The organism is Maricaulis sp. CAU 1757, assembly GCF_054482675.1.
The window spans coordinates 733,320-745,441 of sequence record NZ_JBTLRI010000001.1; the positions used below are offsets into that span (position 1 = coordinate 733,320).

A 12,122-nucleotide genomic window follows, 5' to 3' on the forward strand; every position below is an offset into this window, starting at 1 on the left:
GTGTCTTCCTCAAAGTAAGAACGCGATTTCACGTGACGGTGAAACGCACCAGCTCATTCGGCGTTCCGGGACAGGATGGTGACACGCCAGCTGCGCTCCGGACGCAGGTATTCCGCCGCGAGTTCAACCAGCTCCTCGCGCGTGATGTCGCGGAAATCGCTGTCCAGGCTGCGAATCCGGTCCAGCTCGTCCGGATTTTCCCAGCTCAGCGGCAACCAGCTCATCCAGGCGCCATTATTCTCGAACGCATTCTCGATCTGCTCGAGAATCGGCCGCCGCGCGCGCAGCACCTCGTCCTCGCTGATCTCGCCCGCCGCCAGGTCGGCAGCGAGCTCGATAATCGCCGCATAGGCCGCATCGACCGTCTCGGCGCGCACGTCCGCCCCGGCATAGAGATAGCCATAGTCCGGATAGGTGTCCGAGGTGGTGTCGGAATTGTAGGCCGAATAGGTCAGCCCTTCCGCCTCGCGCAGGCGTTCGGTGAGCTTCAGGTCGAACACCGCCCGCAGCAGCGACAGGGTGCGTGCCCGGCGCGCGTCGCTGTCGTCGAAGGTCGGCCAGTAGACATTGACCATGGCCTGGTCCGCCGGTCCGTTGTGATAGAGCACTAGCGGTTCGTCATTCGGCTCCGGGAAGCGCACAGTGCGGGCTTCCTGGTAGTCCGGCCAGCTCTCCGCCCGGGCCGGCAGCGCGCCCAAGGTCGCCGACACGGCGTCCAGCACCTCGGCCTCGCTGACATCGCCGACGATCGTCACTTCGACCGGTCCGGCCTCCAGTGCCGGGGTCATGAAGGCCTGGATATCGGCCATCTCGATGGCGGCGATCTCCGCCTCGCTCGGCAGGCCGTAGCGCGTATCGCCACCATGGATCATCCGCGCCACTTCCGCCTGCAGCACGCCATTCGGGGTCGACAGCAGATTGCGTCGCACTTCCGGGATGATGGCAAGGAACTGGTCGAGCCCTTCCTGGCGCCAGCCCGGATCGGTCATGTAGGCTGTCAGCAGGTCCATCTGGACACGCAGATCGCCCGGCGTGGTGGCGGCGGAGAAGGTGAAGCTCTGATCCCCGACGCCAAATCCGGCGCCGACATTGCGGCCCGCCAACAGGCGCGACAGATCGTCCTGGCTGTGCTCGCCCAGGCCGGCGCTGGTGAATACCGAACCGGTGATCACGTCGACCGCCGGCTTGGCCCGCGGTTCCAGTTCGCCCCGCCCGAAATCGATGCGCACGCGCACGCGCCCGTCCTCGAAGTCGGTCGGCTTGAAGGTCACCGCGACGCCGTTTTCATAACGCCAGCGAACCAGCCCGAGGTCCTCGACCTCGCTGCGCTCGGCGACCGTGCCGGCGGGCCCGAAGTCGTGATAGGCAAATTCGCTGTCGACATCGGCGGACGGCGCCTCGACGGCCACCGACACGCTGTCATCCCAAGTGTTGCGCAAACGGCTCTCGGCATCCTCGATCGGCTGCGGCGAGGCCAGGAAGAGCAGCGGCTCGACGTCGGCCCACTGGGCCCGGAAGGCGGCATTCACGGCCTCCACGGTGACATCCCCGAGCGATGCTTCGAACCGCTCCAGCATGGTCTGCGGCGTCGTGAAGACCTGCTCGGCGCGCCAGTTCGACCAGATCTGGTCGGCCAGATTGGTGCTGGTGCGGGTGCCGGCCTGATCGGCCTGGTCGCGCAGCGCCGTGCGCAGGTTGGAAATCTGTTCGGCCAGCTCGGCCTCGGTGAAACCGTGCTCGCGCGCCCTGCGCAATTCCTGCTCGACCTGGGCTACGCCCTCGGCCCACTGGTCGGGCCGAAGGATGGCCAGCACGGTGGTCCGGTCGGCCACATCGAAATCGGTCGACGACGACGCCGAGGCCTGGATGATGGGCGAGGTGCCCGAACTGGTCAGCGTGGCAAAGCGGCGCGACAGGATGGCATTGCCGAGCCGGGCCAGATTGTCCTCGAAGCGAGTACGGGCCGTGTCCGGCCGCTCGACATGCGGGCGCACCGCGTCGACGGTGAAGATGGTGTAGATTTCGGGATCATGGAAATAGCCGGTCGACAGCGGCCGGTCCTCCGCCACCGCACCGACGTCCGGATCGCCGCGCCCCTCATCACGCGTCCAGTCGGCGAACACCGTCTCGATGCGCGCCTCGATGTCCGCCGGGTCGATGTCCCCGACCACGACCAGCAAGGCCCGCTCGGGCACGTAATAATTCTCGTAATAGTCGACGAAGCGCTCGCGCTGGGCCGTTTCGATCACCTCGGACGTGCCGATGGCATCGCGTTCCGGCACCAGGGTATCGGGCAGGCGGAAGCGCCACAGCGCATTGTTCCAGCGCCGGATCGGCGTGTTGCGCACGCGCTCCTCCGACAGGATCACGCCGCGCTCGCGATCAATGGCCTCGGCGTCGAGCAGCAACTCGCTGGCCGTCTGGCGCATCAGGAACAGGCCGGTATCAATGGTCTCGTCATCGGTTTCCGGCAGGTCGAGCTGATAGCCCACCGTGTCGTATCCGGTGAAGGCATTGGTATCCGGGCCGAATTGCAGTCCGAAACGCTCCAGCAGCGGCACCATCTCGCCTTCCGGCACGTCGGTCGAACCGTTGAATGCCATGTGCTCGATGAAATGCGCCAGACCGCGCTGATCGTCGGCCTCGGCCAGCGAGCCGGTATTGAAGACCAGCCGCACGGCGGCCGTGTTTGGCGGCGTGTCATTGGCCATGACGGCATAGCGCATGCCGTTATCCAGAACCCCGTAGGTGACGTCCGGGTCGGCCGGCAGGTCGCTGACTTCGTGCACGAAGGCGGGTTCGGCCGCGCCATTCCGGACGCCGACATCGCCCGTGTCCTGGCAGCCGGCGAGGATCAGGGCTGCAAGGGAAGTCAGCAAGGCGACGGCGTGGACCGGGCGGGACAAGAACATCTGGGGCGTCTCCAATAGCGTCAGGCGCCCGAACCTAATTGCGCGCGCCGGCAAGTCGAGTGAAACCTCGGCAAGGCACGGAAAAATCAGGCGACGGCGCTGTCCACCGGGTCATGTTCCGCAACCCAGTGGCCCGGCGACACCTCGATCAGCTGGGGCCGGTACTGTTGGGCATCGGGGTCGTCGACCAGCTTGGACTGCATGAAGCGCAGCTGGGCCCGGGTATCCATCGGCGACGGCAATTCCCCGTCCAGCTTGACCCGCTTGCGCTTCTTCTCGACATCCGGGTCCGGTACCGGCACAGCGGAAATCAGCGCCTGGGTATAGGGATGCCGCGCATCCTCGTAGATCTGGTCGCGATCGGCCATTTCCACGATGCGCCCGAGATACAGCACCATGACCCGGTGCGAGACCTCGCGCACCACGGACAGGTCGTGCGAGATGAACAGCATGGACAGGTCGAGGTCCTGCTGCAGCTTGATCAGGAGCTCGACGATCTGGGCCTGGATCGACACGTCGAGCGCCGACACCGCCTCGTCGCAGATGACCAGGCGCGGATTGAGGATCATGGCGCGGGCAATGCCGACACGCTGGTTCTGGCCGCCGGACAATTCGTGCGGGTAGCGGTTGATCATGTCCGGGTCGAGGCCGACCCGCTTCATCATCCCGCGCACCTCGTCCTGGCGCTCGGCCGCTTTCATCTTGGGCCGGAACGTCTTGAGCGGCTCGGCAATCGAGGCACCGATCGTCATGCGCGGGTCCAGCGAGGCCAGCGGGTCCTGGAAGACGATCTGCAAATCCTCGCGCGCCTTGCGCATCGCGTCCTTCTTGAGGCCGAGCAGGTCCTTGCCGAGCCAGGTCACCGCTCCGCCCTCGGCTTCGACCAGGCGCAGCACGGCGCGTGCCAGGGTGGACTTGCCACAGCCGGACTCGCCGACAATGCCCAGCGTTTCGCCGGGCTTGAGGTTGAAGCTGATGCCGTCGACGGCACGCAGCGGCCGGTAGGTCGGGCGCAGCCCGCCGGTCACCCGGATCGGGAACTCGACGCGCACGTCATCGACTTCCAGCAGCGGGTCGGCCTCGGGGTCGGCGACCGGCTTGAGCGGCGTGTGACCGGGCCGGTCGGGCTGGTCGAGGCGCGGCATGGCGTCGAGCAGCATGCGCGTATAGGGGTCCTGCGGGTCGTGGAAGATCTTGTCGATGTCGCCGCCTTCCACATAGACGCCGTTCTTCATCACCTGGGCCCGGTCGGCCATGCGCGCGACGACACCCATGTCGTGCGTGATCAGGGCCAGCGCGGCACCGGTCTCGCGCTTCAGCTCGTCCATGATGTCGAGCACTTCGGCCTGCACTGTCACATCGAGCGCCGTGGTCGGTTCGTCGCAGATCAGGAGGTCGGGCTCGCACAGCATCGACATGGCGATCATGACGCGCTGGCGCATGCCGCCGGACAGCTCGTGCGGATACTGCTTGAGACGACGCCGCGCTTCCGGGATGCGGACGTGTTCGAGCCATTGCAGGGCCCGGGCCTCGGCGGCCTTGCCCTTCATCTTCATGTGAATGCCCAGGACTTCCTGCATCTGGTCGCCGATCCGCATGTGCGGTGTCAGCGAGGTCAGCGGGTCCTGGAAGATCATCGTCATCTTGCGGCCGCGCACGCGGTTGAGCTTGGACGCCGGCAGGCCGAGGATTTCCTGGCCGCGATACTTGATGGACCCGGTGGCCTGGCCGTTCGAGGCCAGCAGGCCCATGGCCGCGAGGAAGGTCTGGCTCTTGCCCGATCCGGATTCACCGACCACCGCCAGGCATTCCCCGGCCGCGATCTCCAGCGACACGCCCTTGACCGCGTTCACCGTCCCGTCCGGCGTGTCGAAACTCACATTCAGATCACTGACCTGCAGAATCGGCGCGCTGGCGTCCTGCGTGCTCCCCGGTTTCGACACAAGCAAACTCCTCCAAAAACTCGGCCCGGCGGAGCATATCGACGGATTCGCATATGACCAGTACCGACCTCATCGCCGGGTGCTACGGCACGGCCCGAAGCCCCGGAGATCACTTGTCCATGCATGGAATATGAAGGCCCGCAGCATTGACCTGACCCGGCAAGAAGCCCACTAAAAAAGGGGAGGGCAATGGATCGAAAAGGCGAATGCGGGCTGGGAGGCGGACCCTCTTGTCTAGCGTCATACAAATGCATGCCGGAACGCCGCATTACACAGCTGGAAGAGCTTTTCAGGCACTTGCCCCTGGCCGCGGTGATCCTGGAAGAATCCGGTCGGGTCCTGGAAACCAATCCTGCCGCCCGCTTCCTGTTCCACGAATCCGCCAAGGCGTTTGACGAAAGCACCCTCGCCGACATCTGCCAGTCTGCCGGAGAAGCGGCTGAATTGCTGGCCAAGGCGCGCGACCTGAGCGGTCCCCGCCAGCATCACCAGCGCGTCCGCTTCCGCTCTTCGACAGGCCGCACCTTCATCGGCGAAGCCGCCCTTGCCCGCCTGTCTCCCGGCGATGGCGGCGGGCCCATCCTCCTGACCGTTCGCGATGTCTCCCGCGAAATGGAGCTGCAGGCCCAATTGGAAGCGCGCGAAATGCAGCTGAGCGCGACCCTGGCGTCGGCCAATGAGGGCACTTTCTCGATCAACCTCGAGACCGGGCTCGGCGCGGCGCGCGGTTTCATCAATTCTTTCATGGGCCTGCCCCAGACCGAAGCGACCTTCACGCTGGATCGCCTGGTCGAGGTCCTGCACGCCGACATGCGTTCGGAATTCCGTCACGCCATCGACCATTTGCGGCGCAAGCCAACCGATGCCCTGGACCTGATCGTCAAGGCCCGCCGCAAGGACGAGGAATGGCGCTGGCTGCAATTGCGCGGCAAGGTCAGCCAGTTCGACAGCGACGGCCACCCCCTGCGGCTCAACGGCAAGGTTGTGGACATTACCGAGCTGCGCCAGCTCGAAGCGCGTATCGTGGAGAGCGACATGCGCCTGCGCGAAGCCCTGGAAAGCGCCAATGACGGCGCCTGGTCACTGGACCTGGAACGCGACTGGCTGACCCTGTCCGGTTTCCCCGCCCAGCGCCTCGGGTTCGGCAGCAATGAAATCGATATCAGCTTTGATGAATGGCTCGACCACGCTCCGCCGGACGACCGGGCGCGGGCGCGGGCCGTCGCCGACCGGCTCAAGGCCGCCCAGCGCGGCTCCGACCCGGACCTCCTGAATGCCCTGTTCGGCGACTTCCCGATGCGCCAGCCGGACGGAACGGATGTCTGGGTGCGCACGCGCGGGCGGATCGTTGAGTGGACCGAGGATGGCCGGCCCAGACGCCTCGCCGGCACGATGAGCAACATTACCGAGGAGCATCGGCTCAAAAGCGCTCTTGAAGACAGCGAGCGCTTGCTGCGCGAGACCCTTCTTGCCGTCGGCGAAGGCACGTGGCGCGTGGAGATCGGCTCCGGCATTGTCGAGGCATCCGAAGTCATCGCGCGCATGATGGGCCTGCCGGCGAGTAACATCCGCATCGCCGTTGCGGACTGGCTCGACCGGGTTGATCCCGCCGAACGCGACGAAGTTCAGGCAGCCTTCGACGCGGTGCGCAACCAGGAACGCGACTCCATCGACATGACGGTCAGGTTTGATCACGCCTTCGAAGGCTGGCGTCGCTACCACGTTCGTGGCGGCATTAGTGACCGGGACCCGGCCGGGCGGCCGCGCACCATTTCCGGCTTCGTCACCGACATTACCGAACGACTGGAGACCCAGGAGCGCCTTGCCGCCCGAGAACGCCAGCTGGCCGAAGCAGTGGACGCCGCTGCCATGGGAACCTGGCGCATCGATATCCCCTCGGACCGGCTATTCCTTCGCGGCACGGTCGTGGCGGAATTGTTTTCCGACCTGACGGAGATCGAGCTGTCCGCCCGGGACTGGTTCAAGAAGGTCCACCCGGACGACATGGCCGAACTGACCGCGACCAATTTGTCGATCCTGCGCGGAGACCGCGAAGGCTCCGACATCAGCTGCCGACTGCGTGCCCGTGACGGTTCATGGCGCTGGTACCGGGTCACCGGTCGCGTCGTGCGACGCGACGAGGCGGGCCGCGCCCTGCGTTCAAGCGGCGTGATGTGGGATATCGACCCTGCCAAGCGCTTCGAGGACGCCATGCAGGTCCAGCGTCAGCGCTTCGAGCACATCTACCGGGCGACACCGGCCATGATGCATTCCATCGACGCCGAAGGCCGGATCATCGAGGTCAGTGACTACTGGCTGAATTATCTCGGCTATGACCGCTCCGAAGTCATCGGCCGCCGGTCGGTCGAATTCCTTGACGATGAATCCCGCGAACGCGCCGTCAAGGTCCAGTTGCCGCATCTGTTCGAAAAGGGGTTCAACAACAATGTCCCCTACCGGTTCCGGCACAAGGACGGGCACCTCATCGACGTCCTCCTGTCCTCCTTCCTGGAACGCGACAGCGACGGCAATCCGCTGTTCAGCTACGCCGTGATGACCGACGTGACAGCCCTGCACCGGGTCAATCGACAGCTCGAGCGCTCCAACCGCGAACTCGACCGCTTCGCCACCGTCGCCTCGCACGACCTGCAGGAACCCTTGCGCAAGATTTCCGCCTTCTCCGGACTGATCCGGCGGCGCTATGCCGACCAGCTCGACGCTGACGGCGTGCGCAGTCTCGACTTCCTGGTCGATGCCGCCGCCCGCATGCAGCGCCTGGTCGAGGACCTTCTGGTCTATTCCCGCCAGGCCAATCAGGAGCTCAAGCTGGAAACGCTCGACCTCAACGCAGTCATCGACGATGTGCGCGAGAGCCTGGAATCCGCGATCAATGAGAGCGGGGCCCGGATTGACAGCGCCGGCCTGCCCCAGGTCGAGGCCGACCGCACCCTGCTCACCCAGGCCTTCCAGAACCTGGTCAGCAATGCCGTCAAATATCGCGGGCCGGCGACGCCGCACATCCGCATCGAGGCTGTCGATACCGGCGATAGCTGGCAGTTCAGCGTCGCCGATAACGGTATCGGCTTCGACATGCGCTTCAAGGACAAGATCTTCGCCCCCTTCCAGCGCCTTCACACGCGCGAGGAGTATCGCGGCACCGGCATCGGCCTCGCCATCATGCACCAGGCCGCCGAACGCATGGGCGGCAGGGTCTGGGTCGAATCCGAGCCCGGCCGGGGCAGCACGTTCTACTTCTCGATCTCCAAGGCGCTGTCACACGGCACCGCCTGAGCTATTCGAAGCGCAGCGCCTCGATCGGGTCGAGCCGCGAGGCCCGGTGCGCCGGGTAGAGGCCGAACGACACGCCGACCAACGCCGACGCCCCGATCGCCAGGGCCACGATCAACGGATTGACCGCGATCTCCAGCTCGCCGACCTCGGCATAGACCAGCGTCCCGCCAATCCCCACCACCAGGCCGGCCAGGCCGCCGATGACGCACAGCACGATGCTCTCGATGAGGAACTGGTTGCGGATGTCGCGCCGGCGCGCCCCGACGGCCAGCCGCAGGCCGATCTCGCGCGTGCGCTCGGTTACCGAGACCAGCATGATGTTCATGATGCCGATGCCGCCGACCAGCAGCACGATGCCGGCGCCAACCGCCAGCAGCAGGCCGAGCTGGCTCTCCGTCTCGTTGCGGGCCCGGATGAACTCGGCCAGGTTGCCAACCGAGAAATCGTCCTCGGCACCCGGCGCCACATCCCGCCGGACCCGCAACAGGTCCTCGATGTCGGCAATGACCCGGTCCGTCGATTCCCCCGGTCCGACCGCCGCATAGACCGTCTGCACGGGGTCGCGCACCGTTGCCGTCGTGCCGGCCCCGAAGCGCTGGCGCACGGTGCCCAGCGGCGCGAATATGATGTCGTCCTGGTCCTGCCCCCATGAGGTTTCGCCCTTGGCGGCCACGGTCCCGATGACCTCGAAGGGCTGGCCGCTGACCCGGATCGTCTGCCCCACCGGATCGGCCCCGTCGAACAGCTCGCGGATCAGGGTCTGGCCGATGATGGCATAGCGCCGGGAGGACTGCTCCTCGGCCGCGGAAAAACTGCGTCCGCTGTCGATGACCCAGCCGCGCACCTCGAAATAGTCCGGGTTGACGCCGCTGATGCGCGACGACCAGTTGACCCCGCCGAACACGCTGACCGCGCTCGCACTGACCTCACCGGACACCCCGGAAAGGCCGGGCACGGTGTCCCGGATCGCCGTCACGTCAGCATCGGTCAGCGGCGTCGCACTCCCGGCTCCGCCGCGACGTCCGCCGAACATGCTCGAGCCCGGCCGGATGATCAGCAGGTCGGCGCCGAAACTGGCAATCTGCGCCTCGACCGCCTGCTTGGTGCCCTCGCTGATCGACACCAGCACGATCACCGAAGCCACGCCGATGATCACGCCCAGCATGGCCAGCGCGCTGCGCAGCGCATTGATGCGCAGGGCCGTCAGCGCAACCCGTATGGAAGCCAGCAGGGTCATCGGCGGTCCTCCAGTATGCGGCCGTCGCGGAATACGATCTGGCGCCGTGCATGGTCGGCGACGTCCTGTTCGTGGGTCACCAGGATGATGGTGATGCCGTCTTTGTTGAGCTGGTCGAAAATGCCCATGATGTCCGCCGAGGTGCGGCTGTCGAGCGCCCCCGTCGGCTCGTCCGCAAGCAGGATCTTCGGGTCGTTGACCAGCGCCCGGGCGATCGCCACGCGCTGCTGCTGGCCGCCGGAGAGCTGGGAGGGATGATGGTCCATGCGCTCGCCCAGCCCGACCTGCTCGAGCCGAGCCCGGGCCCGGCGCACCCGTTCGTCGTGCGGCAGTCCGGAATAGACCAGCGGCAGGGCGGCATTCTCGACCGCCGTGGTGCGCGCCAGCAGGTTGAACTGCTGGAACACGAAGCCGATCGTACTGTTGCGAAACCGGGCCACCGCATCGCCGCTCAGTGCACCGATATCCTGCCCGGCAATACGGATCTCGCCGGCACTGGGCCGGTCCAGCGCGCCCATCAGGTTCATCAGCGTCGACTTGCCCGAGCCGGACGCGCCCATGATGGCCACGTAGTCACCCGCCTCGATGGTCAGCGACACGCCGTCCAGGGCGCGGATCGTCTGACCGCCCATGGTATAGGTCTTGACCAGGTCGCGGCATTCGATCAGCCCGCTCACTCGCGCACCTCGCGGGCCCGCGTCACGACCGCGTCGCCGGCCTCCAGGTCACCGCCGACGACTTCGGTCGTCTGGGTGTCGCCGATACCGACCCGGACGCGCCGCTCGGCCAGCACGCCATCCGCTTCCTCGACCCAGACCGTGACCAGCCGCGTCTCGCGCGCCTCACGCTGCATCTCGCGATAGCGCTGCATCTGCTGGTCACTGAGCACGGCCTGCAGGCCGCGCTGGATGTCCGCCTGCAGGGCGTCGCGGTCAAACTCGCCGCCGGCCTGGGCACGGGCCCGGGCCTGGCCGAACACCGTGCGGAGGACCTGCTGGGCCTGTTCGGCCTGACTGTCGCTCAGTTCGAGCTCCTCGATGAGGCGCCCCATCATGCCACCGCCACCCGGGCCCCCGCCCTGGCCGCCGCGCGCGCCACCCGCCTCGTCCTCGATCGGCCGGCTGCGCGCCGCAAGCGCCGGCGAGGGCCGGAAACGCAGCGCCCCGTTCGGCACCACGAGGACATCGCTGCGCTCGCCGGTGATGATGTCCATGTTGGCCGTCATGCCGGGCAGCAGGCGCTGGCCCGGATTGGCCGCCGACACCACCACCGTATAGGTCACCACATTGTTCAGCGTCATCGGCGCCAGGCGGATCTGCTCGACCTGCCCGGTCAGTTCGACCCCGGGGAAGGCATCGACGGTGAAGCGCACATTCTGGCCCTCGTGGATCTGGCCGATATCGGCCTCGTCGACCTGGGCATCGATCTGCACCTGGCCGAGATCCTGGGCGATGGTGAACAGGGTCGGGGCCGACATCGAGGCGGCCACGGTCTGGCCGGCATCGACCGCCCGGTCGACGACAATGCCGCTGATCGGCGCCCGGATCGTCGTGCGTTCGAGGTCGACGCGGGCATTCTCCAGCGTCGCCTCGCGCTGCTGCAGCACCGCCTGGGCGTTCTGGATCTGGGCCCGGGCGACGCCGAGATCGGCCTGCGCGGCGTCATAGCCGGCCTGTGCCGTGTCGAGCGCTGACTGGGCCGCAATGCCCCGCTCCTGCAAGGTCCTGACCCGGTCGAGCTCGGCCTGCGCCTCGCGGGCATTGGCCTGGGCCCGGGCCAGGCTGGCGCGCTGCAGGGCCAGGGTCGCCGCCGCCGTGGCCCGCGACGCCTCCGCCTCGCGCACCCGGATCTGGAAACTCTGCGGGTCGAGCTGGGCGATCACCTGGCCCGCCTCAACCGGGTCATTGTAATCGACCAGCAGCTCGGAGATCTGTCCCGACAATTGCGAGCCGACCTCGACCGTGACCAGCGCCCGCACCGCGCCCGACGCCGCCACCGTGCGCCGCACCTCGCCGCGCGCCACGGTCTCGGTCTCGACCACCACCTCGCCGCCATCGCCGGCCCCGCGGCCAAACATCCACCATGCGGCGACAACCAGGACCACCAGCCCCGCCAGGGCCAGGCCCGGTTTGAGAAATCTCGACATGCACTATCCTCGCGCGGCGCGGCTGACGGTCTGAAAGCACGTTGGTTGAACGCTGCTGCGCGACTTTTCCGTCGCCGGCGATTCAGCCCGTCCACGCACCTCCCTGCGGTTCATTGGACGACAATAGGGCGCGACGGGGCAAGCTCAAATCCAACCCGTTCAGCAGGTATCCCCGCCATGGCACGCCATCTGCACGGCACACGCACTGCCGGCGCGGGGCCGGCACGAAACGGGACCCTTGCCGCGTGGAAGACATCTCTGCCCTGCTGGCCGTTCCGGGCATGTCCTGGAGCCTGCGCGCCGCCCCGGTGGTGGCCGCCGCCCTGTGGCTGCTGATCAGCGTCTCGTTGTGGCGCGGCGGCTTTACCGACCTGGTCGAACAGCTGACCCGCCCGCGCTGGACCCGCGCCGACCGCCTGCGCGCCCTCGCCATGCTGCCGATCCGCGCCGTCCTGCTCACCCTCGTCGCCGCCTTCGCCGCCGCCATGACCACAGCGGGTTTGCTGTTCAACGCGGCGGTGGTGCTGAATGTGGCGCAGGTGGTGCGCGCGGCGCTGTGAGGGGCGCGGCCTGACGCGCGCCTGATTTCACCC

The 12,122-nt window shown here is 67.0% G+C and carries 7 protein-coding genes; 2 read left to right on the plus strand and 5 right to left on the minus strand.

What is annotated here, in order from left to right; translation table 11 throughout:
• Positions 1-53: 53 nt before the first annotated feature.
• On the minus strand, positions 54-2,912 hold the full coding sequence (locus tag ACXYMR_RS03420) for a M16 family metallopeptidase (protein WP_458941350.1): 2,859 nt from the start codon (positions 2,910-2,912) through the stop codon (positions 54-56).
• An 86-nt stretch (positions 2,913-2,998) separates the two neighbouring features.
• Positions 2,999-4,855 (minus strand): ABC transporter ATP-binding protein, encoded by a 1,857-nt coding sequence (locus ACXYMR_RS03425; protein ID WP_458941351.1) that lies wholly within the window; start codon positions 4,853-4,855, stop codon positions 2,999-3,001.
• A 252-nt stretch (positions 4,856-5,107) separates the two neighbouring features.
• Here ACXYMR_RS03425 and ACXYMR_RS03430 point away from each other — a divergent pair, with 252 nt between their 5' ends.
• A complete protein-coding gene (locus ACXYMR_RS03430; RefSeq protein WP_458941352.1) occupies positions 5,108-8,146 on the plus strand; it encodes a PAS domain-containing sensor histidine kinase in 3,039 nt (1,012 codons plus the stop codon).
• 1 nt (position 8,147) lies between these two features.
• On the opposite strand, the gene ACXYMR_RS03435 is transcribed toward ACXYMR_RS03430, so the two are convergent.
• From ACXYMR_RS03435 to ACXYMR_RS03445, 3 genes are read right to left on the minus strand one after another with little or no spacing between them, the layout of a single operon-like run.
• Entirely contained in the window at positions 8,148-9,383 is a 1,236-nt protein-coding gene (locus ACXYMR_RS03435; protein WP_458941353.1) for an ABC transporter permease, read from the minus strand.
• The gene (locus ACXYMR_RS03440; RefSeq protein ID WP_458941354.1) at positions 9,380-10,060 is read right to left on the minus strand and encodes an ABC transporter ATP-binding protein; all 681 of its coding nucleotides are present in this window, start codon (positions 10,058-10,060) and stop codon (positions 9,380-9,382) included. The genes ACXYMR_RS03435 and ACXYMR_RS03440 overlap by 4 nt, the downstream gene beginning before the upstream one ends.
• Entirely contained in the window at positions 10,057-11,529 is a 1,473-nt protein-coding gene (locus ACXYMR_RS03445) for an efflux RND transporter periplasmic adaptor subunit (RefSeq protein ID WP_458941355.1), read from the minus strand. Before ACXYMR_RS03445 ends, ACXYMR_RS03440 begins: the two co-directional genes overlap by 4 nt.
• 245 nt (positions 11,530-11,774) lie before the next feature.
• Here ACXYMR_RS03445 and ACXYMR_RS03450 point away from each other — a divergent pair, with 245 nt between their 5' ends.
• A complete protein-coding gene (locus tag ACXYMR_RS03450; protein WP_458941356.1) occupies positions 11,775-12,089 on the plus strand; it encodes a hypothetical protein in 315 nt (104 codons plus the stop codon).
• The last annotated feature ends 33 nt before the right edge of the window (positions 12,090-12,122 follow it).

Bases quoted from the DNA above. Each gene is read 5' to 3' on its own strand.
- ACXYMR_RS03445 (WP_458941355.1), bottom strand. From the start codon at position 11,529: ATGTCGAGATTTCTCAAACCGGGCCTGGCCCTGGCGGGGCTGGTGGTC.
- ACXYMR_RS03435 (WP_458941353.1), bottom strand. From the start codon at position 9,383: ATGACCCTGCTGGCTTCCATACGGGTTGCGCTGACGGCCCTGCGCATC.
- ACXYMR_RS03430 (WP_458941352.1), top strand. From the start codon at position 5,108: ATGCCGGAACGCCGCATTACACAGCTGGAAGAGCTTTTCAGGCACTTG.
- ACXYMR_RS03420 (WP_458941350.1), bottom strand. From the start codon at position 2,912: ATGTTCTTGTCCCGCCCGGTCCACGCCGTCGCCTTGCTGACTTCCCTT.